This window comes from Paenibacillus litoralis, from assembly GCF_046244365.1.
Classification (GTDB): Bacteria; Bacillota; Bacilli; order Paenibacillales; family NBRC-103111; genus Paenibacillus_V.
In genome coordinates, this window is the sequence record NZ_CP176395.1 from 1179324 (window position 1) to 1205093 (window position 25770).

Here is a 25770-nt window from a genome sequence, read left to right on the forward strand (position 1 = left end):
GATGGATGTGACTTATAGTCCGTGGAAAGGGAGAACGATTTCCCGGTATCCTTGAATTTAGGTATGCCATTCTTACCTAATCATTATGAAAGAGGAGACGATTCGATTGAAAAAGGTTGTAAGCTTGATGATGAGCCTGGCTTTACTGCTGGGCATCGTGCCGATGGCCTATGCCGAGACGGCGCAGCCTTTCGCAATAAGTCCGCAATATGACGACGCGAGAAGCTTCAGCGAGGGTTTGGCGGCGGTTCAAATCGGCGGCAAATGGGGATACATCGACCATACGGGAAAAACAGTAGTGGAGCCCAAATATAAGCTGGCGAACAACTTCAGCGAAGGATTTGCTTCCGTTCAACTGAACGGCAAATGGGGGTTCATCGACAAGTCCGGCCAAGAAGTCATCAAGCCCGCCTATGAGGGCATTTATGGCAGCCCGATGCCGATGGCTTTCCGAGAAGGACTGTCAACGGTTGCGGTGGACGAGAAAATAGGGTTTATCGACAAGGCCGGCAGCATGGTGATCGAACCGAAGTACGACCTTGCCTATGGCTTCAGTGAAGGCCTGGCGGCGGTGCTTGTAGACGGAAAGCTCGGCTTTATCGACAAATCGGGCAAGGAAGTAGTGAAGCCTCAGTACGAGGTGGATGAGGACGAGTACAGCGAATTGCAGCCGATTCTGTTTAGCGGCGGTTTGGCCAGAGTTAGCAAAGGCGGCAAATGGGGCTACATCGACAAGACCGGCAAAGAGGTAATCGCGCTGAAATATGAAGGGGCGTACGCCTTTAGCGAAGGCATGGCCGCTATTGTGGTGGAAGGCTATGTAGGCTTTATCGATACGACGGGCAAAGAAGTGATTCCTCCGACGTATGCCCGTTTCTATACGGACGATTACAGGTTTCAGGAAGGGTATGCTCTGGTTGCCCACGATGACGAATCGTTAAGCTTTATTGACAAGGAAGGCAAGCCGTTTATGTCCCACGGTTACTATACGGCGTTTACCGAAGGGCTGGCAGGCACATATAAGGAAGAGGGGCTGGGCTTTATCGATAAAACCGGTAAAATCGTCGTACAGCCTCAGTTCGAAAACTTTTACACGCCCGACACCTACGAAGAGCATTACCGGTTTCAAGAAGGACGGGCTGCCGCTTATTGGGGCGAAAAGTGGGGATACTTGGCGAGCCCGCTTGCATCGTCCGAAACGGCTAAGCCGGGTGCCGTCGAATCCGGAACGAAGTCGGCCGCCCCGACAGCCTCCAAGGTCGTCGTTGACGGCAAGGAAGTGGCATTCGAAGCATACCATATCGACGGAAACAACTTCTTCAAATTGCGTGATCTCGCGATGGCGGTGAACGGAACCGGCAAGCAGTTCGAGGTGGGCTGGGATAACGCGAAGAATGCGATTAACTTGGAGTCGGGCAAAGCGTATACGGCAGCCGGCGGCGAGCTTACGGTTTCCGGTCAGGCATCGGCCAAAGAAGCGAAGCCGACCTCCTCGAAATTGTTTATCGACGGCAAAGAAGCTCAGCTTACGGCTTACAACATTGACGGCAACAACTATTTCAAGCTGAGAGACATAGCGAAGGCGATTAATTTTGGCGTGACCTGGGACGGAAGCAAAAATCAAATCGGCATCGATTCGAAGCTGAGCTATACGGAGTAACCATGCAAAAAGCACCTTCAAGCGCCGGTAAACGGGCCTGTAGGTGCTTTTTTCTTGGATAGGAGGATAGGATTACGTCCCGAATCTTTGCCTGTAGCCGCATTTGCGGCATAGCTCCTCGACGGCTTCCCTGCGCGAAAATCCGTAGAAAAGGTTGTTCGCCCGTTCGCTCTCCACGATCTCCGAGAACGGCGTCGTGTGAACGTTCCCGAGGTTGATGACGCCCTCGCCATCCAGGCAGCAAGGGATGACCGTCCCGTCTACAAGAACGCCGGCTTGCGTGCGAAGCCCGTGACAAAAGCCTTTGCCGTCGTCCTCCGGCGCTTGCAGACTTGGCCATTGGAATTCGTATTCCTGATTCAAATAAATATTTTTCGCAATCTTGACGCCGCTGCCCGGCTGGACCTTTTCTTCGATTTTGAAATCGAGGTTGAACTCTTTCTCGAGAACCTCCAGCGTTTCGCGGTTTCGGTTCCGCTGCATGTTCGTTTCGTTGTCCTGATCCAGGTTCCACAGCCGGAACGAAATAATCACATTATGCTCCGCCGCTTCCCGTACGAAGGAAAGAATATTGGCGAGGTATCCTTCCCTGTCGACGGAGCCTTCGTGCCCGTCAAAGCTATGGAGCGAGAAGTTCATTTGACGCAGCGCCGGCTTGCCGAGAAGCTTGTGCCGGTTTTTGACGATGAGCGTGCCGTTAGTCGTGATGTTTACCTTAAAGCCTTTGGCATGGCTGGCGTCGAGCAGCTCGTCGATTTTGGGATGAAGCAGCGGCTCGCCCTTCACGTGAAGATAAATATGGTTCGTATGCGGCTTGATCTGATCCAGCACATGGTTAAACGTATCCAGTTGTATGAATTTAGCCTGCCTGCTCGTTTGCGGACAAAAGCTGCAAGCGAGGTTGCACACGCTGGTCACTTCGATGTATACCTTTTTGAACGTCTTCAAGACTTGATCCCCATTCCGTAGCTTTCTGCGATATATACAGGCTGCGATTTTTGTCCGGTAAAAGAGCCCAAGCATCGTTTCACTTGAACTCTACCTAGTATTCTATCACAGGAAAGGGGACGGCTTGATAGGAAAATATTAAAGGTGCGGCGCGGCAACAGTTATTTTTTGTTCTCTTTGCTTCTCTGGAGCAGCATATCGACGATCAGATCGATTTGCCCCATAATCGCGATCGGGTCGTACCGGTAGAACGTATCGAAATCGTTGTAGAACAAGGTGTTGTTCTTGGCGGCGTTCAAGCTTTGCCAAACCGCGGAGTTCTTCCGTTTTTTGAGCTCATCGCCCTTTTTCTCGGGACCGTAGGTCGTCAGGAACATAGGTCATACCGTACCTTACCCCTCATACGCTTGCTTTAGAACGGCAATGTCGATTTTGTCCATTTGAAGCATAGCCTTCATGACTCTTCCCGCCTTCTCGGGATCCTTGTCATGCATCAGCTTGCCTAACGCAGTGGGAATGATCTGCCAGGAGACCCCGTATTTGTCCTTAAGCCAGCCGCATCTTTGCTTTTCTCCGCCCTCGGAAAGTTTCTCCCACAGGTCGTCCACTTCTTCCTGCGTCTCGCAGTTTACGAATAAGGACAGAGCCGGCGAGAAGGTAAACTGCGGACCGCCGTTTATCGCCATAAAGGATTGTCCTTCCAGTTGAAACGTGCCGGATATGACCGAACCCTTCGATTCGGGACCTTCCCCTCCAATGCGAATCATGCTCTCGATCTTGGAATTGTTGAAGACGGAGGTGTAAAAAAGTATCGCCTCCTCGGCATTGCCGTCGAACCACAGGAATGGGGTGATTTTTTGCATGTTTTTTCGCTCCTTTTTCTTAAATAATGGAGTGCTGGTGATCATTTATGCAAAAACCGGTTGTTATCTAGGCTGCTGCAAGCTCCTCGAACGATTGTCGCAGGGGGACTTTTATCACCGCCATTGACAAGATAATAGTAGCATAAACGATTGGCCGAAATTTCTTTTATATTGCGGTATGCATAAACGATTTTCCGATTAAGCAAAAACCCCATCCGTCATGTAGATGGGGTAGTGCTTGCTGCTGACTGATGCGGGTTATTTCTTCTTTTTAGGCTTGTTTTTTGCTTTTTCCAGGTTCCCGGCAACCCTATATTTCACGATCCTGCTTATCAATTCATAGGGCAGCGGCTTGTCTAGGGGGAATCGTATCGCCCCTTTTGACCGCGGATATGCGGATAACTCCTCTTCAAACTCAGTAATCCCGCTCGGAGCCGGATAAAATCCGATGTGATTCTTATAAGCCGCAAAATGCACCAGATTTCCATGCAGCTCAAAAGTAGGCATTTGATAACTGATCTTTTCTTTTGCGTCCGGTGCCGACTCCTTGATTACGTTTCGCAACGTTTCCAGTATGCCCTGAACTTCGGCAGGAAATGTTGAAATATAGGCATCGATCGATGCATACGTGATTTTGTTTTCTTGCATGGTTTCTCCTTTCACAGGTTTTTGTTTCGAACCGACGGCTTGGTCAAAAAGCCTACCTTCAGCTTAGAAGCCTTAACCTTTTTGGCCAAGGCAGTCGGAGGGCGGATAATAAAAACGACTGTTGTCAGCCGCTCGGATAGTATAATCATTTTGATGTAAGAAGGGATAGAGCTGCTTGGGGCAATTGATTGCTTACCTAGCGGCATTGTTGTTATTGACTAGCTTGTAAAGCTTGTAAAGCTAACAGCTTATGAGCTATTATCATGATAAACTTCCCCGCGTATATGCTATATTTTCCTGTTGCCTCTTAATCATACTATATGTGGGAACTTTCATCCAATTTGTTTAGGATCCCTATCTTAGGAAGCCAGAACACGAGTTCATATTAAACAGAACACCCACAACCAGGAGGAAATCACATGAAAAAAGCAATCATCGCTCTTCTAACTGCCGTTACATTGGTAGCGGCAACACCGGTAATGGCGGCAAGTAAGTTTTCTGATGTAAAGGAGACGAACTGGGCCGCCCCCTCCATCGACTTCATGGTGAATAAGAAGGTTCTGAGCGGATATGAAGACGGCACATTCAAACCTGAAAATCCAGTAACGAAGGCCGAGCTTGCTCATATGTACCGCGCCTTATTCCCGACAGCAGGCAGCAGGGCGACCGAGGAGCTCCCTTTCGTCGATATAAAAGGACACTGGGCGTCCGAAGACTTCTCCGTTCTTTTCAGTGAAGACTATTGGTCTTTTGCTGATTACTTTGATGAAAACGAGCAACCGTACTTGGCCCCCGAAAAAGAACTTACCCGGTGGGACGTCATGATGATGATTGGCTTGCTCACAAAAGAACTCGATCTTACGTCCGATAACAATGGGATCGTTGTGGTAGGCGCTGATGAAGTGCTTACTACCATAGCGCAGTACAAAGACATAAAAATAAGCCCCATGGTAAGCTTTGAAGATTCGAGCTTTTACTCCCCTGAAATTCTTACTTACACGTTCGAAGGAGACGAGACTACATACGCAGGCGATGTAGAGAACATTAAAGCAATTCTCCTCTACTCCATTATCAAGAGCGGAATCATGGTAGGCGCTGACGGGAACTTTAGGCCGAAGGATAAAGTAACGCGGGCTGAGGCCGTAACGATCTTACACCGCGTCTATACGAAATTAGGAAACAAATAGGCAAAAAGGACCCTTAAGGGGTCCTTTTTTTGTCCGGTCGGCAATCAATAGCGAGTATAAAAGCTGAACCCGGAAAGCGTGTCACCGATGGATACAATAGGCTGCTCGGCAATTCCCTCCTCAATGGTGAACGCGCCTTTTTGATGAAAAAGTTCATTTTATTCGTAACTGTAGCCTTATTTGGATGAAGCTTTTCTTCGCAGTATTCTCTTCATGTAGTGCGCGATAAGCTTGTCCAACTGTTGCGATTTTTTGATGACCAGGGGATCCAGCAAGCTACGCTGTTGCGTAAGCTGGTTGAGTTCGCTGCGCAATCTCTCGATTTTTTTCATATGGCATTATACTCTTCCAGAATGCCGACTGTTAATATTTCCGCATGCGCTTTGTTATCCCATTGAATCATCAATAATCCGAACATCAAGCCATGAAGAACAATACCGAAAGAAATGCTTTTTCTCATATCCTTCCACATCCTTTTCTCATTATTAATTCATAATTGAGAAAAGGATGTGCCTAGGCGGCTTTATGGGAGGCTCGTTAGCCCATTTGGTGATCAATCGTCTTGTGTTTTTGGCATATATTCGTTTACTCGCCAATTTGAATGAAATGCTTTCCTCCAGCATCGCATCCGGACTGCCCGTCAGATGAGGACCGCCGCCGGCCGATCCGGATTGACTTTGAACAGGCTGTTTGACTGAGATGGTTGCCGGGGGCATGACGGGTATATCCCTTTTATGATACGGCAGGGGAGATTTTGGCTTGCTTGGCATTGCAGTCTTTGAGGCAACTGCCGTTTGAACGCCGCCGTTTTCGTCGGACTTTCTCGACAAATGAATATCATTGCTTGGATTGTCGGCTGTTTGTTGTTCAGTGAAGATAACCGATCCGTCTCTTGCAGCTTCAGAAGGGGACCTGCAATCGGTTACATACGGCCGGCTAAGGTCAGGGTTATCGGCAGATTCTTTAGGGCTGCTAAAACATCCTGTCTGCTGCCTATATCTTGGTTGGCCGTCTGCGTGTACTTCATTGGCGCTGCTCTTCTCATGATTGGCAGAAGCATAGTTTTGCACTTCATCCACTCGGGTATTTTCCTGATCAACAGGAGGTTTGTCTTGCACTACATTGGCATTGTTTCCTTCTTGTTCGGTATAAGGCTCCCGAACGCCGTCAGTTTCGGAAGACTCTTGGTCTACAGGAACATCGACTGGTTCTTCAACCGGTGGAACTGAGGGGCCGCCTTCATCCGTTTTAGAGCCAATCAGTTCATCGATAGCATGTCCAACGCCATCGACCACGCCGCCGACAGTATGTCCTACGCCATCAACCACGCCGCCGACAGTATGTCCTACGCCATCGACCACGCCGCCGACAGTATGTCCAACGCCATCGACCACGCCGCCGACAGTATGTCCAACGCCATCGACCACGCCGCCGACAGTATGTCCTACGCCATCGACCACACCGCTGACAGTATGTCCTACGCCATCGACCACGCCGCCGACAGTATGTCCTACGCCATCGACCACGCCGCCGACAGTATGTCCTACGCCATCGACCACGCCGCCGACAGTATGTCCTACGCCATCGACCACGCCGCCGACAGTATGTCCTACGCCATCGACCACGCCGCCGACAGTATGTTCTACGCCATCGACCACGCCGCCGACAGTATGTCCTACGCCATCGAACACACCGCTGACAGTATGTCCTACGTCATCGACCACGCCGCCAGGAGTATGTCCAACGCCATCGACCACGCCGCCGACAGCATGTCCAACGCCATCGACCACGCCGTTTACAATCCCGCCCGCAGCTATACCTGCACCGCCCAGCCCGTCTAGGAGTCCCGGCAGTAGCCGGTTCGAGGAGGAAACTGCGGATTTTGCGATAGGTGCCCCGGAATCAGCAACGCCGGAAGCGCCGTTATCAGATTCGACAAGACCTTGCTCCGCTGGAGGTCCCTGTTCCAAGGACAATACGGAGCTTAATCCGGAGGTTTGCTGGATGGCATCTATCGCAGGTTCTGCAATTGTCGCTACTTGATCAATCGTCTCAACAAGTCCGGGAGACGGCATTTCCTCCAAAGGAAGGGCTTTGACGACATTGGAGGTTGTCACTTCCAAAATGTCCGCTATGCCTTTAACCGCATTAAGCAGTCCGAGGCCCTTCGGCGTTTGTTCTGCGGAATCCTCTTTGCCTGTCTGAAAAGCTGATTCACGAGCCTCTGCCGTGCCGACCAAAAAAGAACATATGCAAGCGGCCAGCAAGAAGGTGCATAAGCATTTGATCCATACGCTCATTAAGATCACCTCCTTTCGGTTTCCAAATATTTGAATACACTGGATATCGAATATTATAGAAAACTGTCGAAGAGTTGTCATCGGAATAAAGACGCAGCCGGGCTGGGCGAGTCAGATAAGAGAATTTTGGATATATCGCTTTCGAATACAAAAAAAAGTCGAAAATTATTAAGTTATCTCCCAGTTCATGGTCGATAGTCCCGAACTTGTCGATTATGGGACTATTTTTGGGGAGGACTAAGACCCAACTCCGGCCAACGGGACCACCTTGATTTATTTAATTGGTTTAAACTTTATCCAATCAAACACAATTTATAATTTGAATAGCAATTTTAGTAATATCAGCTGCGACTTTTCAATCAGCAGGTGGATCTGGGATGAAGTTCAGAACTACTGAAGATTACCTCGATCCATCATTGATTGGTAAAGACTGAGACTAAAAGCTATACTTACCGAGATGGGGACGGAAAGACTGCGCGAAATGTTGCGGATGAACTAGGCGTTACTTACGCTTTGAGCGAATATCCAAATACACAACTCATTAATAAGATAGCCAAAGATTTTGACATTTTCATTGGAGAAACAAAGAAAGAAATAACCACAATACTTAATGAATCAAATGGTGGGAACGGATATCATGATAGTGAAAAATAGTTGTTCTCAGATGAACAGGTCAATTTTATTAAGAAATCAATAGTAGCTATGGACGTTCACGATGAAAATGGTGTCTATCATTATGAAGGCATTACTTTCCGTAAAAACAAGAAACTGAAAATCGAAGGACAATAAAACGGGGATTTCAATTTGATGTAATGGGGGAACCTTATGCCAAGCATATCTGAGAGCAGTCAGAAAAAACTAGAAGCATTCTTTCTGAGAAGGGCTAAAGAATGGGCAAATAGCCTTAATGATAAACATAGAGGCATGGATGTGTGGGAACTAATAGGTCGGTCGAAGGAAATTGATGGTTTATAAGGAGGAGTAGAAACAATGAAATGCCCTCATTGTAACAACGAATTAAGAGAAGTTCCTTTATGTTACGGAATTGAAGCGCCGTACTATTTTTACAAGGTGCCAGAAGAGAAAAGAACGGAGTTAATTAGAGATTTTTGCGTAATTGATGAACAGTTTTTTTATATTAGGGGACATATTGAAATACCGATAATTGATAGTAAAGAAAAATTTATATGGAGTGTTTGGGTTTCACTTAGTGAAGAAAATTTTTTTAAAGCCAATGAATTATTGAATGTACAAGGAAGAGAAAAGGAACAACCATATTTTGGTTGGTTGTCGACGGAACTTTCAATATATCCAATAACTACACTGTCGTTGAAAACAAGGGTACATACACAAGAAGTTGGCGCTGTTCCGTTAATAGAACTAGAACAGACTGATCATCCACTTGCAGTTGAACAAAGAGAAGGAATTACAATGGAGAGAGTAACAGAGATTGCTCACTTAACAAATCACCACATGAACGAAAAATAAAAAATGAAAACTGACTTTCATAGGAAAATGAAAGGGATGTAAATCAACCGATTATTTGGAGGAGTATATAAATGAACATAAGATTATATACAGAAAATGATGTAGATAAGATGGTAGAGATTTGGTTTGAAGGTTCTAAGCTAGCACATAATTTCATAAAGGAAGATTATTGGAAATCAAATCAGTCAGCAATGAAAGAGAAGTATTTTCCAATGTCTCAGTCGCATGTTCTTGAAGTGGATGGTATTATAGTGGGGTTTATTTCCATGATTGATGACTACCTAGCAGCTTTGTTTGTAGATCCTAATGAACAAGGTAAGGGATATGGAAAGATACTTCTGAATTATGTTAAAGACCAGAAAGCATGTATGAGCTTACAAGTATATCATGAGAACGAAAGCGCGATCAGATTCTATCAAAAAAATGGTTTTATTATCTCAAGCGAGTCAATAGATGAAAATACATCTGCAAAAGAATATGTTATGACATGGAAAAAAGAGTAGTAAGCAAATGAAAGGTCAATTTTATATGGAAAGAGGTGACAGGAAAAAGTGATTCGCCTTAAGAAGGCATCCATTGACCAAAAAAGAAGAATGGTTGAGCAGGCATTGCAAGCTGCTCAACCATTTTTTTGTTAGACCCTCTAAAAATCGCTTTACATGCAATTGCTTCCCACTAGCGAACGTGAACAGGGATCACCTTTCGATTAATCTGATCGTGATTTTCCAAAAGGTATCATCTTGGTAAGTCTTTACTTGTACGTGATGATTCCGGCTTTTACTTATTTCAATGATGGAAGAGCCGTTGTCACTAAAGCCGACGGATTCCTCCGTCGATTTTGCTTTCACGTAAACACGCACGCTGCCCATCCCCTCGAACTTCACTTCATACATCCCTTTTCGAAAAAAAAGATCTTTAAATACTTGCTGGTTCATGCCTGTAAATTCGTATTCCTCCGGTATACTATCCACGCCCGAGCCGGCAATTTGAATATCCTCCAGATGGTCCTCCAAGGCGGACGCCGACTGTTCATAGGCATAGACCAAATCGTTCAACTCCCGAATACGCGCTTGGATCGTTTTGAGTTCTTTTTTCAATTCTGCCGAAATTTCTTTAGCCGAGTATGTCATGCCATCGCCTCCGTTTGCTGTTCGAAGCAGGGTTTTCTTGGTGACTGTCACAGCAGCCTGTACGTATTGTTTCAAGTCGGGGGCCGGTTGTGTCTGATCGTTCTCATGCTCGGTTAGCCTTGCGTCTTCCAGCTTATCAGGCTCATGCGTCTCCTCTGTTCGAAAGCGTTGCAGATGCTCACTCGCCATACTGCTAATTCGCTCAAGAGCCTGATGAACATCGGAGGACTGATAGTCGATCATTATTTGTTCAATGGAGCTTGCGTAAAAATGATGCAGTTGACGAATATCCTCTTTATGCTTATCCGAGACAGATGGATTATTGAGAAAGTCAGCAGCCGTCCGGACGTGGACCGTTCGATTAGGAATCGGCTTCAACTCTAAATAATGGAGATCTTCCAAAATCCAATATTCCAGCCTTTCGCAATATGGAAGGTACTTGGCAGTCGTATGGTTGTTGTATTCCGTAATCTCTTTACCTCGTTGCGGAGGATCCTCTCGAAAAATAAATTTATCACTCTTTTTACACTCGATCATGAGAGCAGCATGCGTTAGTTTCCCATTCTTGTATGTGACGTTTTCATTCACTACGATATCGGGAATAAATCCGTTGGGAAGCTCAGGATGAATCAGCACTTCACCGTACATATCCTGCGCAATATCGCGGCAGAGCGCCTCCCACCTGTTGCCGGTTTGAATATCCAAGTTGTCCGCAGGATCTTCGGACTCTTCAGGCAAACCGAATATTTGATAAATGTGAATTGCGAAATCGGGCAACTGCCGCTCATGCTCGTAATAATACCGGCAAATGTGTTCAAACAAGCGCAGCGCTTCAACGTCGCCTGCCACCAGCAGCGCTTTAAGAGCTTTAGTATTCGGTGAAAAATTAAAGTCCTGTACCGCAATGGATGTATACCAGGCAGGGTTTTCTTGAATCGAACTCCATAGAGACTCAGGGGGAGTTGATCCAATCTGCCGATTTATATAGTAAGCTGTCTGCGGGATCATCGCAATCATACCTAGTACGAGATCCCGAAAACGCGAATCCCCAGAGCAAATTTTATCCAGCACCACATTGTCCTGCAAGGATACGACATCATCCAGCGAAAACAACGGCTCCTTGTTTTCATGAATCCAGTCGAAGCTGAGCTCACGGAACAGAAGCAGCCAGAACTGATAAAATTGCAGTTTGCGGACTATGCTATTCCGCAATGAAGCTGGAAGATCCGATATGACGTAAGCTTTGTCCTCAAACTCGGAATGCATAGCGGATGCGAGTTCTTCATCGCTGAGAATCCGCCAATCGCCAAGTCCCATGCCTCTGCGGAAGTCTTCCAGAGCTGCCGGATGCTGCTCCCGCAAGGTTATCAGTAAAGTGGTTCGGAACCCGACAGCTTCAAGGTGCAGCTCTTGCAAATACTCGTACAGGTCAGCAAAACGGATATGGGCAGATATATATTTTCTTGTTGAACGGATGAGCCTAAGGCCAACATTGTCGACGCGATCCAGTTCATGCTCGTCCATTATCGGATTGTATTTGTCCCGGTATTCACGGAGCCAGTTGAGCAGCAAACAGCTGGTTGCCGGACCGGATCGACACATGATTTGAATGATACTGCTGGTTTTATCCGAGTTATCCCCCATGAAGTGGGGAAAAAGCTCGTCGACCGGCATACTCCCGTTAGCCAGTAAGGCAATTACGCCGTCCACAGCCTTTTGTCTCGTACGCTTCCGCTCGACAGCTAGATCCTGCAGTAGTTCTTGATGGCTGTTCATGGTACGACTCCTTATCGAATCCCTGTATAGGAATAGCGTTACGGCTTTTGTTGCAACAATTAACACCTTACATATTTTCGTTTGAAACCAAGTTGCCCTCTACCTATTGCTTTTTGAATATTTTCGGAAGCGAGCAGGAACTTGCTTTTTGTCTTGTCCCGTTGGACTTCTACTGGGCCTACTGCCTTTGCGGTCTCGACCGCCTTATCATGGAGCGGCAAATAGGATATCCCCACTGTGTAAATAAAATTATTCATTGCGTATTTCGTTCGTTCGGGGGAATCGTGTATCGTATTTTCTACAAGTTCAAGCATATTGGCAATTTTGCTTTCGGAAAATTCACTGTCCGGTCGATTACCCAAAAGCCAGCAGTAACAACTCCAGCCCGCTGACATTCTCAGCTCTTCGCCGCTTGAGATCCATTTATCGGCTACTTTTTGTGCAATATCAGTTTCCGCCAAGGTTACTGCAACCACATAATCGGACAGCATATAAAAATAAGCCGCATCGATCCAACGCTCAAAATCCGCTTCAGTCATCGCTTTTGGGTCTGCAATGATGCCGGCAAAGTACATGGCGTCGTAGTTCCCTGTGGCGTAAAGCTCCTCAGCCAAAGGCTGGTTTTTTTTAATTTTCTTGACGATGGGCTTCATCTCGCCTGTAGCCACGCCAAAAAGCGGTTCATGCGCACCATTGGATCCGTAAATTTTCTTGGTTCGTTCCTTACCGAGAGCTTCAAGCTCCTGCATAACCATTTCAAAATTCATTGTTTCACACTTCCTTCTTTTTGGAGGTTTTGCCCTTAAGGTTTAAGCCCGGGAGGAACGAACGTTACTTAATAAAATGCGGAAACTTTTCAGCGCTATTCGAATTTCCTTGGCTAGACGCTCATATGCTTCAGTCAATTTTATAGATCGAACTCTCATTGCCTTTTGATCGCAAGGTTCGATAAACTCTTCTTACCTCCAACGAATTACTTTTTCCCTGACGGAACGATCCGACAAACGAAGGAGTTCCCTCAGTTCGCTTGTCGTAATTGAATCCTGTTTAAAGGTTAGTTGAGCAAAAATCATCCTCTGCTGAGGGCCTCAAAATAATAATTGTGATGCAGTCCCAATTGAAGTCTGCGGTAGCCACGCGGGGATCTCAACTTCGGCGGCGCCGACGCCGAAGTTCTACATTCATAATGCCGTTTATCTCAGCAGTACGCTTCGCGTACGCGATCGCCTCTGGCACGGTCAAGATACCATATACCTTGCGGGTATGCTGCGCAAGGAACAACGAAATCATTCCGATGCTACAAAAGACATCGATCAATACTTCATTGCTGAGTCAACCTGACGTACACCAACGCTTTAATATTTCCAAGCAAACATAATGATCTTGGATGCGAGGTTCTTACAAGTTAAAGTTACAGGTTTAGCAACCTCAATTTATATTGGTCCTCCAATATGATAATACTCTGGATCAAGTATAAACTCACTACCCGTATTATCGAGCCAATCATTACTAATTTGAACCATTTTACATATACACTCACTAAAAGTTTCCGAATTAGCTGGGTTTAACTTGAAATATGAAATTAGAAAATCCTTTTCAACCTTTATCATTGTTCCAACATTTATTACATGACCTTGTTCTTCATCAATCTTTTTTAATAGGATATAAGAATCATCTCTATTAAATTTGTTCATTTTTCCTGCATGGACAACAATATATGCTCTGTCAGGGTCTAATTTCTTGATATATACCGGATATTCTCTTCTAAATGAAGTGTGCCATTGAAAACTTTAAGAACAACCCTGATACAATGTGCCCCCATCAAAACCATTCACGGATCTCAAATTACAATCTTTCAATGAAAGTTATTTATTTTCACAATGTACTAAGCCGTAATTCATAAAAATACTGCACAATTGGATGCTTTATCTTCATCTTCTCGGACATGTTTAAAATTCGCTTTTTCCCAACTCGTCTGTCCACCAAAGCTAGAATATTCAATAAGATAACATTGCTCTCTATGCTTTCTTCTATAGAAATAGATAAAAACTTATTAGCTACAACGATAAAATTTGATTTACTTAATGAAGCCTGTGCTGACAAAAGCTCTTTTGCATATACAGATATTTTTCTATTTCTTGCAATTACTATAAGACGATCTTCCGGAACTTTCCCCTTGGTATCTTTTCTGACCGCTTCAATTTCTTCATTGTTGATAGGAATTTGGATATCTAAATCATTCTTAATTTCCAGCTCCGTCTGATACCATTTGATTAAGCTAGTTTTATCACTCATATTGAATATGTTCTTTTTATCTACCGAAATATAACAAAGTCCCACTTCATTAGGTGAATAATAGTAACTGGTTGCACGATATTCGACCCTTCCATCTAACGCAGGACAGAGAAAACTCTCCAGTTGTTGCTTCAACTTGCTCCAGGACATGTATCCTCCTATGTTCTCAAAGCCTGACTACAAGTATTTGCGACTGTCAGGCTATCTTTTCGAAACAATACCTCGTTTAATGATGGCTTATGACAGTTGGGTAAAGAAATCCCATTATATCCACTGCGATTCCGAACATGGTTTCAGATTTAAAAAGACAGATATCCTCGTCAACGGTTAATTTGATTCAGAAGAAGATTGTCGAAAAGGGTTAAGAAACGACTTGGGGATGTCAGTTTCAAAACGCAAGAGATGACCTTTTGTAGGATGTATAAAAGCTAACACTCGAGCATGGAGACCGAGTCGTTTAATTGGATTTGACTTCGAACCATATTTTTTATCCCCCACAATGGGATGCCCTATGTCTTGCATGTGGACGCGTATTTGATTTTTTCGCCCTGTTTCGAGTCGGACCTCCGATAAGGTAAAGTTACTATTGGATTGAATGATTTTGTAATGTGTCACAGCGTGTTGACCGTCATTCGGACGATTACTGGAATACATTTTTAGTGTGCTGCTTTCTTTCAACCAAGACGAAATCGTGCCTTCCGGTTTCTTAATCTTTCCTTCAACCAATGCAACGTATGTACGCTCCTTTACGGTGTCTTGCCAGGAGTTCTGAAGCAATTGCTGAACCCTCTCGCTCTTGGCGAACATCATCACACCGGAAGTATCTCGATCCAGACGATGAACGACAAAAACCCTGCTTCCAGGATCTTTAATTCGAACATGAGCCATTAGCTGCCGGTAAGCTGTCATTTCGTTTTCTTGGGGAGATGCGATCGACAGCAAACCGGCATTCTTCTGAATGACGATGATATCCTCGTCCTCATGCAGGATAGATAGCCCGACGAGCAGCGGTTCTTCAACAGCCTTATCCTTTCGAATGGTAACTGTTTGTCCAGGCACAAGGGGACAATTGTATTCTGTCACGACCCGATCGTTGACCGTTACTTGTCCGCGGGCTAGTAAGGCTTTAACGGAGTTCCGGCCGAGTTTGGATTGTTTTTGCAATAAAAAAAGCAGCAGTTCCGTCGGTTCTTTGACGGTATAAAGACTGAAATTGGGACGGTTGACTTTAGAGTAGTTCGTTTTTTTCTTATGCATAATCGGGACCTCCTGCTTCAACTGGTTAGTGAACAGCACTCAACATGTGCCGTCTGGGGGAACATATCGACGGGCTGCGCCCATTCGATTCGGAAGCCGGCGTCAAGCAGGACGGCACAGTCTTTCGCAAGCGTCGACGGGTTGCAGGAGACGTAAACGAGCCGCTTGGGCTTAGCCGCAGCGATTGCGTCCAGCAGTTTGCGGTCGCAGCCGGTGCGGGGCGGATCGACCACAACAACGTCGGGACGGATGCCGGACCGCACCCATTCGGGAAGCAGCTGTTCCGCTCTACCCGTATAGAAGCTGGCGCGGTCCGCGCCGCTCAGCTGCGCGTTGCGGCGGGCGTCCTCCACGGCATCGGCGATGACTTCGATGCCGCGCACTTCTCCGGCGAACGGCGCCAGCCAGAGCCCGATCGTCCCGGTTCCGCAGTAAGCGTCGACGACGAGCTCTGTGCCGGTCAAGGCAGCAGCTTCCTTGACCGCGTCGTAAAGACGCAGCGTCTGCTGCGGGTTCAGCTGGAAGAAGGCGCGAGGCGACAAGGAGAGCTCGACGTCCTGCTTACTCCGTTCTATCATGCTTCCGCACGATCCAGCCCCTTCCGAGGCCATTCGCTCTTTTTTTTCCTACTATACCGCATCGGACGTCAAAAAGCACCCGGTCCGGTTTGCCCGCGAGCCGCTTGTAGAGCAGAAATAGGGGCCAGTCGGCCCCAGTTCAGAATTATGCTATTTCGGTGTTAACGCGGTCAATTGTTTGGCAAAATGGATGCCATAACATGCGGCTAGCCCCGGCCATCCTTTCCAATAAAAAACGAAAAACCCCGTTGAAGGGGTTTCGGTTCGGCGTCGGGTCTGTTGAAACGAAATTACCTCGCCACAAGTGAATCGCTACGCTATTTCTTCCATAAGCGACTCGAACAGCAGTGCCGTATCGATCGCATCGTCGGCTCCGTCGGTCTGATCTTCGATGCACCACCATGCGGACAGGACGGCATGGCAGAACGACCACTCGGCGATTCGTTTTTTACGGAGGCCCAGCTCATCTGCAAAAATCGAGATTCGCCGCCGAATGATTTCCGCTGCGTTATGCTCCGGCAGATGGTTCATCAGATAAGGGATAACGCCGTACTCGGCCTCTCCGATCAGGCCCTTCGGATCGATTGCGAGCCAGGGCTCGCGCTCCGCGGACAAGATGTTATCGTGGTGCAGATCGCCATGCAGCAGCAGCGGATTTGCGGCAGTTTCGTGGAGCTCGGCAAATAAACGTTCAGCTTTACGAACCGCGCGCTCGGGCAGCGGCCCTGTTCCGCCGTCGTACCGGATGCGCAGCTTGTTAAGCCCTTTGGCACAGTCGGCGGTAGATGGAAAAAGTGTCCCGCTCGGCGCGGGAACATGCAGTTTGCGCATGACGCTCGCTGCGGCCATGGTTGCGGCTTCGTCGTCCTCCACCGATTTTAGCGTGAGCCCCGGTTTGACGCGCTCCAGAAGGAACGCCCCTTGCTCCGGGTCGGCGTCGATCAGTCGGGCCATCCCTTTCCCGTCATAAAGACGAACCGCGGCAATCTCCATATCCATATCCTTGCCGGGCACGCCCAGCTTCAGAACGGCATCCGAGCCGTCGATCCGAATGACGGGGGCGACAACGTTATAAGAAAGCGGAAAGGGAGCGACGTCTGCGGGCCGGAGAGACCACTTGTCCAAACACCGGAGTACCAGCTCGTCATAGCGTTCCAGCCAGCGCCGGCCTTTCTCTTGGTGAACGCCGGCTATCGTGCGAGCTACATGTTCGGGGATAGGGATCAAACGGTGCACCTCCATCACGAAGTAAGTGGAACGTTACAGCATGCCGTTCGCCCCTTCAACCGGCAATGCCAAGCCGGGGCATGCTGAACCTGGCATTGTTCAAGGCTTGTCCTGCTTTCATTAAAGCTATGCTTTTGCGGTCGCTTCTGCGCCCGTGCTGCCCGCCGCTTCCAGCTCGGCTGTGCAAAATTTGCAGCGCGTCGCTTTGATCGGCACTTCCGAAATGCAGTGCGGGCACGTTTTCGTCGATGGCGCGGCAGGCGCTTCATCTTTTTTGCGGAAACGGTACAACTGCTTAACGACCATGAAAATGACGAAGGAAACGATAAGGAAGTCGATCAAGGTTGTGATGAACGCGCCGTAGTTAAATGTGGCAACGTTATCGTCTTTTGCGGCCTGAAGTGTTGCGTAATGTTTACCGTTCAGCGCGATGAACCGGTCCGTAAAATTCATTTTGCCGACGAGAAGACCGATTAGCGGCATCACGAGATCGTTGACGATCGAGGTGACGACTTTACCGAATGCAGCCCCCACAATAACCCCGACCGCGAGATCAACCATATTTCCTTTGAAGGCGAAATTTTTAAAATCCTTTAACATATCAAATGCTCCTCCTAACGCTATTATTGCTTCCCATTGTAACCAATCGGAGACTGCCCGGCAACGGAAAAAAGGCGACTCCAAGCGGCGCTTCGCCTTTTTTCCTGCGAAACCCAATCCTTTCTTGAGAACGTTTCATATTTCATGTATAGGGCGGCGGCGGCAAGGAAACGCTTTAATGGAAGGGGTGTCACAAAACCGTCATCGTATCTTCACTTCGTTTTAACTTTACGGTAATCTGGCCTTCATAGTTGTGCAGTAAGCTAGTTGTATACGAAGATTAAGGAAAGGTGGCCAACGATCATGATTTTGTTCCAGATGGCGAAATGGATGGAGGAGCATACGCAGCTCAAACGGTCGATTTCGGAAAACCAGGGAGACATGCTGATGCTGGAAGACAAGAGAGGGCAAGTGGAGGGGCAGCTTCGGGCGCAAGCGAACAAATGGCTGGAGGAAGACGCCGAGCCGGCTTTTTTCGCGGGAGACGACGTTTCGGGAAGACAGGCGCAGGCCGAATCGATTTTCTAAATTCCTCTCAACCAACATGCAGCTTTTACTTCGATCGTTAGATCCTTGGAATGAAGGAACATCAGGTGCCAAAAAACAGCTTTTGTGTTTGCCGCTTCATCCATGTAGAATAATAGGAACCGATACTATAGGTAAATGAGGTTCCGTAAAATGAAAGTTGTCGTTTCCACCCTGAATGCGAAATATATTCATACGTCGCTGGCGCTTCGTTATTTGAAGGCGTTCTGCGAGCATGATTTCGATATCGAGATTGCCGAGTATACGATCAAGGATCCGTTCATGAACGTCGTCTCCGACCTGTTCAAACGGAAGCCGGACGTACTCGGCTTTTCGTGCTACATCTGGAACATCGAAGAGACGATCCAGATCATCAAGATGATCAAAAAGATTATGCCCGAGCTGCAAATCGTGCTTGGCGGTCCGGAAGTGTCCTACGACACCGACTACTGGATGAACCGGGTACCGGAGGTCGACTTTATCGTCATGGGCGAAGGCGAGGAGACGCTTCACCATCTGCTCACCGAAATCCGCACGACCCGCAAATTTCATTTCGTGTACGGCGCCGCATACCGCAAAGGGAAAGAGGTCATCCTCAATCCGGGCCGTCCGAAGCTGAAGCTCGACGACATTCCGTCGCCGCATTATTTTGCCGAAGACGTGCCTGCGCTTGCGAACCGCGTCGTCTATTTCGAAACGAGCAGGGGCTGTCCGTTCAGCTGCCAATTCTGCCTGTCAAGCATCGAGGTCGGGGTGCGTTATTTCGACATCGAGCGGACGAAGAAGGACATTCTGTACCTTATCGGCGCAGGAGCGAAGCTGATCAAGTTCGTCGACCGGACGTTCAACATCAAGCGCGAATACGCGATGGAAATCTTCCAGTTTCTGATCGACAACCATCAGGGCTGCGTATTCCAGTTCGAGATCACGGCCGACATCATGCGTCCGGAGGTGCTCGATTTCCTAGCCGAAAACGCTCCGCCCGGGGTGTTCCGCTTCGAGATCGGCGTCCAGTCGACGAACGACGAGACGAACGAAATCGTCAAACGCCGGCAAAATTTCACGAAGCTGTCGCGCACCGTCAACACGATCAAGAACAGCCGCAAAATCGACCAGCATCTCGATCTGATCGCAGGTCTTCCCGAAGAGGACTACAACTCGTTCCGCAAAACGTTCAACGACGTGTTCGATCTTCGTCCGGAGGAGCTTCAGCTCGGCTTTCTGAAAATGCTGCGAGGCACCGGCATGCGTCATGACGCGGACAAATACGGTTACAAATATATGGATAACGCGCCATATGAAATTCTCGGCAACGATATTTTGCCGTTTACCGATCTCGTCCGCATTAAGCGGGTGGAGGACGTACTGGAGAAATATTGGAACGCCCACCGGATGGACAACACGGTACTCTTTCTGATCGAGCGGGAGTTTGAATCGGCATTCGACTTTTTTCAGCAATTCGGCGACTACTGGGAGGAGCGGGGCTGGCAAAAAATCGGGCATCAGCTCGAAGATTTGTTCTCCCGCCTGCACAGCTTTTTGTCGGATCGCGGAACGGCCCGCATGGACGTGATCGAAGGGTTGATGAAGCTCGATTATTTCCTGGGACATAAATATAAGCCGCGCAAAATTTGGTGGGAATTCAAGCTCGATAAATCGGAGCTTTCCGCCATTTTACGACGTATTGCGGAACAGCCGAATCTGCTGCACGGGGAGACGGATTTCGCAGCGCTCGGGCTGACGGAGAAGGATTTGCACAAGCATGCCGTCGTCGAGGTTGTGCCTTTCCATCTGCAGGCCTACCTGCAGAACGGCGACATACGGTCCGGCGAGCCGACTGTCATGCTCGTCCTGTTCGACCCGGAACGCGCGCCCAAAGCGCAGGTGTTCACGATGGAGCCTGCCGAAATAACGGCAGCGCTGACTTGAGCGTTAGAAAAAGAGATCTCCTGTACCGCCCTTACGGGCGGGGCTGGGGATCTCTTTTTCTGTTCAGGCGCCTCTGCAGCGCAAAACGCGCCACAGCTTATCCAAGCGCTCAGTGCAGCGCAAGCGAGAGCGTGCGCCAGAACGGGCGGTTGAGGAGGGAGCGCGAAACGTTCCACAGCATAACCGAGCGCTCGGTGCCGTGCGGAAAAAGCGTAAGCGTAGGCCCCTTGGAGTTGGAACGGCCGGATGAGGAGGGAGCGCGAAACGTTCCACAGCATAACCGTGTGCTCGGTGCCGTGCGGAAAAAGCGTAAGCGTAGGCCCCTTGGAGTCGGAACGGGCGCTTGAGGGGAGCGTGAAACGTTCCACAGCATAGACGAGCGCTCGGTACAAAGCAGGAGAGTGTGAGCTTAAGTCCCTTGGCGTTTTGCTCGAAGGAAGTAGGCGTCAAATTTACAATAACGGACTTTCAAGGCGTTATAGGATGCATATGCGAGAGTTTGGGAGCATTAGCGGATTTTGGGGGTCTTATCTGGGCATGTGCAAGTGACTTGCGACGGGATTTGGCTCAATAGCGCCTTGAAAATCCGTTACTTTCTCCAGCCCGGGTCTGTCCAAGAAATAGCGCCTTGAAAATCCGCTATTCCTCCAGCCCGATTCTGCCTGAGAAATAGCGCCTTCGCTTCAAAGCTAGGGGCCCGCTGCGGAGCTGTTTTTGAACGCTTATTCAAGCGTATCCACGAGCGGGAAGAAGCGCTGCTTCCCATCCTATATTTTCCTTTAACGAACAACGGCCATGCGCTATAATGGGCTCGAATCGACCGATCAATAGGATTAGGAAACGAGGGAGCTGCCCAGATGAAAATGCCTGTAAGGATCATTCTCGACACGGATATCGGACCGGATTGCGACGATGCGGCGGCGCTTTCCATCCTGCATGCGCTTGCGGACCGCGGAGAAGCGGAGATTGCGGGGATCACCCACTGCACGTCCAGTCCATGGGGAGCTGGCTGCATCGACGCCATCAACCGGTACCATGGACGTCCGGATATTCCGATCGGCACCTTGAAGGAGCACGGTTTTCTGGATGAGGAGCAATACCGGAAATACAACCGGCACATAGCCGAGACCTATCCGAACCGGTTCGGCGACGGCAAGGAGGCGCCGGATGCGGTCGGGCTTCTGCGCGAGCTACTGGCCAAGGAAGCCGACGGCAGCGTCATATTCGTCGCGATCGGACCTTTGCCGAACCTGCGGAACCTGCTTCTGTCCGGGCCGGATCGCCATTCGGAGATGGATGGGGCCGAATTGGTTAAGCGAAAGGTTGCCGAGCTTGTCGTCATGGGCGGCGCCTTTCCGTCCGGAACCGAATGGAATTTCGAGATGTGCCCGGAATCGGCCCGGTACGTAACCGAACATTGGCCGACGCCGGTCATGTTCAGCGGCTTCGAACTCGGCTACGATATTCTCACCGGGGGACGGCTGCCCGAGGAAGCGGGGGAAAGCAGTCCGGTCAGCAAAGCGTACGAGCTGTATTTGGGACAACCGGGAAGCCGGCACAGCTGGGATTTAACCGCCGTATTGTACGCGGTTCGCGGTCTGGACGACTATTGGGAAGCGGAAACCGGGGGCTGCGCCGAGGTTGGTCCAAGCGGCGAAAACCGCTGGCTGGATTCGGTAAACAAAGATCACAGCTACTTAAAGCGCAAAATGGATCCGGGCCGGCTCGCCGGTCTATTGGACGATCTTCTGGCCGAAGCTCATACGGGCAAACGGTAAGCGAAGGGCGCAAAATATCCGAGGCAGCCGTTCCCCTTTCCTCGCGCCGACGAGCGAAACCACGAGATGCTTGAGCAGTACAAGAATAGGATTCATGATATGTAATTGCGCTCATGTAAAAGAAAAGCCATCGTACAAGGGGATGCCCTTGCGCGATGGCTTCTTTCGTTCTAAACCTTAGGCGGCTCCGCGCCCATTAAAGACCATTCTTCTCGAGCCGGTCCGTACACGCCGGGCACCTTCAAGCCGGCTTGGCGCATCAGAACGGTTATTTGTCCGCGGTGATGGATCTGATGGGAGACGAGGATGGACAGCGTCAAGCCGTTCGGCCACGACTCGCCGTAAAGATTGCTCTGCTCCAGCAGCGAGGCGTCCGTCCACTGGCTTTCGATTGCGGCGATCATAGCCGCGCTTGTTTGCCGGTAGCTGTCTGCAATCGTCTTGGCGGAGGCTGGAACGTCGGCATCATCCTCGGGCGCCTCGAAGCGGAGGCCTGTCCGCGACATCATTTCGTGCAGGGTGGTGACGAGATGCCAAGCAATCCGTCCGAGCGTACGGTCCTGGGGCGATACTTCCTGCGACAACGATTCGTCCGTCAACGCATCGAAAATTTTTTGCGTAGAGCCAGCTTCATGATGCCAATTTTGTACAAAATCGCTGATCTTCAAGAACATTTGATATCCTCCTTGATAAATGGTCTTTATGTATGATGCCCATCGTTCAGGCTCATCACTTTGCGGATTGCGCTTTTACGGCAGATAGCTTCGCAAAAGCGTGGCTTGTCCGGAGAGTTTGTACTCGCCGAGAGCGGCCGGAAGCAGGAAGCAGTCGCCGGATTTCAGGCCGAGTTCTCCTTCGTCCCAGCGAAGCGTTCCCGTGCCTTCGCAGACGACGAGCAGCGTAAAGCTTTCGGTGCCCGAGGCAAGGAGCCACTCGTCCCGGAGCATCCCTTTTTCTACAATGAAATAGGGCGATGCCGCTAGCTGCAGCCAATCGTTCGGCCGTTCAAGCTCCGTCGTCATGCGGGTGGCCCCGGAGCCTTCATAGGCTATTACATTCAGCGAATCTTCGATATGCAGATCGCGAGGCTTGCCATCCAGACCGGGACGGTCATAGTCGTATAACCGGTAGGTCGTATCGGAGTTTTGCTGAATTTCGGCGACCAGCACGCCCGAGCATAGGGCATGGACGGTTCCCGCCGGGATGTAGAACGAATCGCCTGCCGCCGCCGGCACCTCCTGCAAGCAATCCATAATCCGATTCGCGCGGATTGCTTCGCTCAGCGTCTCGCGGGTGACGCCGGGGCGGAGGCCGTAAATGATTTTGGCGCCCGGCTTCGCGTCCAGGATGTACCACATTTCCGTTTTCCCAAGCTCGCCTGCGGGGAGACGGTCGTAAAGATCATTCGGGTGAACCTGGACGGACAGATCGTCCTGACAGTCCAGCAGCTTGAGCAGAAGCGGGAAGCGCCCGGTCTTGGCAGAAAAGCCCTTGGCACCGAAAAATTCGCAGCCATACCGTTCCCTGACCTCGTCAAGTCCTAGCCCTGCGAGCTCGCCGTTCACGACCTTTGTCGTGCCGTTCGGGTGATCCCCGATCATCCAGCCCTCGCCGATCGGGCGTTCTAGCGGGAGCTCGAAGCCGAATTGCTCCAGCGCCCGTCCTCCCCACACTCTCTCTTTAAACTCCGGTTGAAACTGCAAAGGATAAGGTTTCATGGTCAAGTCCCTGCTTTCAATGAATTGGTATGATTGCGGTCGGGGCGCTGATCGTCGGGTCGAAGGCTGCAGGATGTCCCCGGGAATTGCGGAATAATCGTTTGTAATCGAAATTCGAATCTAGCGCTTCTCCACCGCTATGACATATGGAGGATTGTTGAGCGCGTTGAGAAACCGGTAGCATAGCGACTGGAACTCGCTCTGCGGCAGCTGCACGGCCCATTGCTGCACGGCTTCCGCTTCCTCGGCCCCGCCTTCGTGGCCGGGATACAGTACGACGGTTACAATGCCTCCTTTGCGAAGGAGGGTCAGAGCGGCGGTCAGCGCCGGCAGGGTGGAGGCCGCCGTCGTAATGGTCGCGTGATCGCCTCCCGGCAAATAGCCGAGATTGAACATCACCGCTCCCACTTGGCCGTGCAAGCTTGCGTCGATATGATCGAGCATGCGTTCATGCGAGGAGCAAACGAGCGAGACGCTCTCAGCCGTTCCCAAGCCCGACTCCCGCAGCCTTTCCTGTGCTTTAGCCAGGGCAGCCTCTTGGATATCGAAGCCGTAAACGCGACCTGCCGCGCCTGTCAGCTTAGCCAGAAACAGCGTGTCCACGCCGTTGCCGACAGTTGCGTCGACCGCCGTTTCGCCGGAGCGCAGACGTTCCTCCACAAGCTTATGCGCACAGCTTAATACGGATAAAAAACCCATTCCTGTACCTCCGAAACTCACTTTTTGCTAAGGCGCCCATGTAACCAGCTGCGGCTGCGGAGTCCAGAGCTTCCCTTGCCACGTGTCGCGGCGCTTCAATTCATCGTCGATGGCGTTGAGCACTTCCCACTTTTTGAGACTCCACATCGGGCCGATCAGCAGATTGCGCGGGGCGTCGCCGGTCAGACGGTGCACGATCATTTCCGGAGGCAGCAGCTCCAGCGTATCGACAATGAGCTTTACGTATTCGTCCTGCTCCAGAAAGCGCAGCAGCCCCGCCTCGTATTGCTTGACCATGGGCGTTTTGCGCATGAGGTGCAGCAGGTGGATTTTAATGCCCTGCACATCCATTCGCGCTACGGCCCGGCCGGTTTCCAGCATCATGTCGTGCGTTTCTTGCGGAAGTCCGTAAATGATGTGCGCGCACGTCCGGATGTTATGCTTGCGCAGCTTTTCGACCGCATCGAGATAGCACTGGGTGTCGTGCGCCCGGTTGATGAGTGTCGAAGTCGATTCGTGTACCGTTTGCAGGCCCATCTCGACCCACAAATATGTCCGCTCGTTTAGCTCGGCGAGGTATTCGACGACATCGTCGGGCAAACAGTCGGGACGGGTGGCGATGGACAACCCGACGACGCCGGGCTGCTGCAAAATAAGCTCGTAGTATTCGCGGAGCTCCTCAACGGGAGCGTAGGTGTTGGTATAGGCTTGGAAATAACCGATATATTTCGCGTCCGGCCATTTTTTATGCTGGAGATCCCGGATGCTGTTGAATTGGGTAACCAGATCGTCTCGGCGGCTTCCGGCAAAATCGCCCGATCCCCGCGCACTGCAAAACGTACAGCCCCCGGCAGCGATGGAGCCGTCCCTGTTCGGGCATGTAAAGCCGGCATCCAGCATGACCTTGAACACCTTGGTCTGGAAATGCCCGCGCATTTCGTAATTCCATGTATGAAATCGTTTGTCGGCCCACAGCATCGGCTGGGATTCGTTCGGTTGAAGCATAACTTACTTCCTTTCTAATATAACCTTCATTATATATAGCAGACGCTTAGGTCATTGGAGTGATTCGGCTACAGGCGTTTTCCCCATAGATTGTAAATCGAGCTCACTTGCTATTTTAACGAAAAGCGGCCCAAAAAGCGACAGCCTCCGCGCCGACCT

25 protein-coding genes and 2 pseudogenes are annotated in these 25770 nt (G+C 49.6%); 7 read left to right on the forward strand and 20 right to left on the reverse strand.

The window, feature by feature from the left end; genetic code table 11:
• The first annotated feature begins 106 nt into the window (after positions 1-106).
• A complete protein-coding gene (locus ACKGJP_RS04965) occupies positions 107-1660 on the forward strand; it encodes a WG repeat-containing protein (protein WP_409344577.1) in 1554 nt (517 codons plus the stop codon).
• 72 nt (positions 1661-1732) lie between these two features.
• On the opposite strand, the gene ACKGJP_RS04970 is transcribed toward ACKGJP_RS04965, so the two are convergent.
• The 4 genes and pseudogenes from ACKGJP_RS04970 to ACKGJP_RS04985 form a co-directional block, all read right to left on the reverse strand.
• Positions 1733-2608 carry a radical SAM/SPASM domain-containing protein gene (locus ACKGJP_RS04970; protein ID WP_409344578.1) on the reverse strand — a complete coding sequence of 292 codons (876 nt, stop codon included), beginning with the start codon at positions 2606-2608 and terminating at the stop codon, positions 1733-1735.
• A 161-nt stretch (positions 2609-2769) separates the two neighbouring features.
• Positions 2770-2985 (reverse strand): annotated as a pseudogene (locus ACKGJP_RS04975) (iron(3+)-hydroxamate-binding protein yxeB); the annotation flags it as partial.
• A gap of 15 nt (positions 2986-3000) precedes the next feature.
• On the reverse strand, positions 3001-3471 hold the full coding sequence (locus ACKGJP_RS04980; protein WP_409344579.1) for a VOC family protein: 471 nt from the start codon (positions 3469-3471) through the stop codon (positions 3001-3003).
• A gap of 258 nt (positions 3472-3729) precedes the next feature.
• Positions 3730-4119, reverse strand: a complete 390-nt coding sequence (locus ACKGJP_RS04985) for an iron chaperone (RefSeq protein ID WP_409344580.1) — start codon at positions 4117-4119, stop codon at positions 3730-3732.
• Between the two features lie 419 nt (positions 4120-4538).
• Here ACKGJP_RS04985 and ACKGJP_RS04990 point away from each other — a divergent pair, with 419 nt between their 5' ends.
• A complete protein-coding gene (locus ACKGJP_RS04990) occupies positions 4539-5306 on the forward strand; it encodes an S-layer homology domain-containing protein (protein ID WP_409344581.1) in 768 nt (255 codons plus the stop codon).
• 176 nt (positions 5307-5482) lie between these two features.
• Here the strand turns inward: ACKGJP_RS04990 and ACKGJP_RS04995 are convergent, their stop codons facing one another.
• The 3 genes from ACKGJP_RS04995 to ACKGJP_RS05005 are packed head-to-tail and all read right to left on the reverse strand — an operon-like array spanning position 5483 to position 7606.
• Positions 5483-5638 (reverse strand): aspartyl-phosphate phosphatase Spo0E family protein, encoded by a 156-nt coding sequence (locus tag ACKGJP_RS04995; protein ID WP_409344582.1) that lies wholly within the window; start codon positions 5636-5638, stop codon positions 5483-5485.
• Positions 5635-5766 carry a hypothetical protein gene (locus ACKGJP_RS05000; protein WP_409344583.1) on the reverse strand — a complete coding sequence of 44 codons (132 nt, stop codon included), beginning with the start codon at positions 5764-5766 and terminating at the stop codon, positions 5635-5637. The genes ACKGJP_RS04995 and ACKGJP_RS05000 overlap by 4 nt, the downstream gene beginning before the upstream one ends.
• Positions 5767-5791: 25 nt before the next feature.
• A complete protein-coding gene (locus ACKGJP_RS05005; protein WP_409344584.1) occupies positions 5792-7606 on the reverse strand; it encodes a hypothetical protein in 1815 nt (604 codons plus the stop codon).
• A gap of 990 nt (positions 7607-8596) precedes the next feature.
• Between ACKGJP_RS05005 and ACKGJP_RS05010 the strand changes: the two genes are divergently transcribed.
• Positions 8597-9094, forward strand: a complete 498-nt coding sequence (locus ACKGJP_RS05010; RefSeq protein WP_409344585.1) for a DUF2199 domain-containing protein — start codon at positions 8597-8599, stop codon at positions 9092-9094.
• Positions 9095-9165: 71 nt separating this feature from the next.
• A complete protein-coding gene (locus tag ACKGJP_RS05015; protein WP_409344586.1) occupies positions 9166-9597 on the forward strand; it encodes an N-acetyltransferase in 432 nt (143 codons plus the stop codon).
• Between the two features lie 192 nt (positions 9598-9789).
• Here the strand turns inward: ACKGJP_RS05015 and ACKGJP_RS05020 are convergent, their stop codons facing one another.
• The 9 genes and pseudogenes from ACKGJP_RS05020 to mscL form a co-directional block, all read right to left on the reverse strand.
• Positions 9790-12000 (reverse strand): hypothetical protein, encoded by a 2211-nt coding sequence (locus tag ACKGJP_RS05020; protein WP_409344587.1) that lies wholly within the window; start codon positions 11998-12000, stop codon positions 9790-9792.
• A 59-nt stretch (positions 12001-12059) separates the two neighbouring features.
• Positions 12060-12767: a DNA alkylation repair protein gene (locus ACKGJP_RS05025; RefSeq protein ID WP_409344588.1), complete on the reverse strand. Its 708-nt coding sequence runs from the start codon at positions 12765-12767 to the stop codon at positions 12060-12062.
• A 379-nt stretch (positions 12768-13146) separates the two neighbouring features.
• Complete coding sequence (locus ACKGJP_RS05030; RefSeq protein ID WP_409347080.1) at positions 13147-13290, reverse strand: hypothetical protein; 144 nt, start codon at positions 13288-13290, stop codon at positions 13147-13149.
• A 143-nt stretch (positions 13291-13433) separates the two neighbouring features.
• Entirely contained in the window at positions 13434-13694 is a 261-nt protein-coding gene (locus ACKGJP_RS05035) for a hypothetical protein (protein ID WP_409344589.1), read from the reverse strand.
• Positions 13695-13875: 181 nt separating this feature from the next.
• Positions 13876-14445, reverse strand: a complete 570-nt coding sequence (locus ACKGJP_RS05040) for a hypothetical protein (protein WP_409344590.1) — start codon at positions 14443-14445, stop codon at positions 13876-13878.
• A 177-nt stretch (positions 14446-14622) separates the two neighbouring features.
• Positions 14623-15552 carry an RluA family pseudouridine synthase gene (locus ACKGJP_RS05045; protein ID WP_409344591.1) on the reverse strand — a complete coding sequence of 310 codons (930 nt, stop codon included), beginning with the start codon at positions 15550-15552 and terminating at the stop codon, positions 14623-14625.
• Positions 15553-15569: 17 nt separating this feature from the next.
• A pseudogene (gene rlmD, locus ACKGJP_RS05050) lies at positions 15570-16127 on the reverse strand (23S rRNA (uracil(1939)-C(5))-methyltransferase RlmD); the annotation flags it as partial.
• 315 nt (positions 16128-16442) lie between these two features.
• Positions 16443-17357, reverse strand: a complete 915-nt coding sequence (locus ACKGJP_RS05055) for an aminoglycoside phosphotransferase family protein (protein ID WP_409344592.1) — start codon at positions 17355-17357, stop codon at positions 16443-16445.
• 126 nt (positions 17358-17483) lie between these two features.
• A complete protein-coding gene (gene mscL / locus ACKGJP_RS05060; protein WP_409344593.1) occupies positions 17484-17957 on the reverse strand; it encodes a large conductance mechanosensitive channel protein MscL in 474 nt (157 codons plus the stop codon).
• 303 nt (positions 17958-18260) lie between these two features.
• Between mscL and ACKGJP_RS05065 the strand changes: the two genes are divergently transcribed.
• The 3 genes from ACKGJP_RS05065 to ACKGJP_RS05075 all read left to right on the forward strand — a co-directional run bounded on the left by ACKGJP_RS05065 (position 18261) and on the right by ACKGJP_RS05075 (position 22189).
• The gene (locus ACKGJP_RS05065; RefSeq protein ID WP_409344594.1) at positions 18261-18485 is read left to right on the forward strand and encodes a hypothetical protein; all 225 of its coding nucleotides are present in this window, start codon (positions 18261-18263) and stop codon (positions 18483-18485) included.
• A 150-nt stretch (positions 18486-18635) separates the two neighbouring features.
• Positions 18636-20411: a B12-binding domain-containing radical SAM protein gene (locus ACKGJP_RS05070; protein WP_409344595.1), complete on the forward strand. Its 1776-nt coding sequence runs from the start codon at positions 18636-18638 to the stop codon at positions 20409-20411.
• 857 nt (positions 20412-21268) lie between these two features.
• Positions 21269-22189: a nucleoside hydrolase gene (locus ACKGJP_RS05075; protein WP_409344596.1), complete on the forward strand. Its 921-nt coding sequence runs from the start codon at positions 21269-21271 to the stop codon at positions 22187-22189.
• A 170-nt stretch (positions 22190-22359) separates the two neighbouring features.
• On the opposite strand, the gene ACKGJP_RS05080 is transcribed toward ACKGJP_RS05075, so the two are convergent.
• The 4 genes from ACKGJP_RS05080 to ACKGJP_RS05095 form a co-directional block, all read right to left on the reverse strand.
• Positions 22360-22863, reverse strand: coding sequence for a DinB family protein (locus tag ACKGJP_RS05080; protein WP_409344597.1), 504 nt, complete (start codon positions 22861-22863; stop codon positions 22360-22362).
• A gap of 75 nt (positions 22864-22938) precedes the next feature.
• Complete coding sequence (locus ACKGJP_RS05085) at positions 22939-23907, reverse strand: type I phosphomannose isomerase catalytic subunit (RefSeq protein WP_409344598.1); 969 nt, start codon at positions 23905-23907, stop codon at positions 22939-22941.
• A gap of 120 nt (positions 23908-24027) precedes the next feature.
• Positions 24028-24606, reverse strand: a complete 579-nt coding sequence (locus ACKGJP_RS05090) for a class I SAM-dependent methyltransferase (protein WP_409344599.1) — start codon at positions 24604-24606, stop codon at positions 24028-24030.
• A gap of 27 nt (positions 24607-24633) precedes the next feature.
• Positions 24634-25611, reverse strand: coding sequence for a TIGR01212 family radical SAM protein (locus ACKGJP_RS05095; RefSeq protein ID WP_409344600.1), 978 nt, complete (start codon positions 25609-25611; stop codon positions 24634-24636).
• Between the last annotated feature and the right edge of the window lie 159 nt (positions 25612-25770).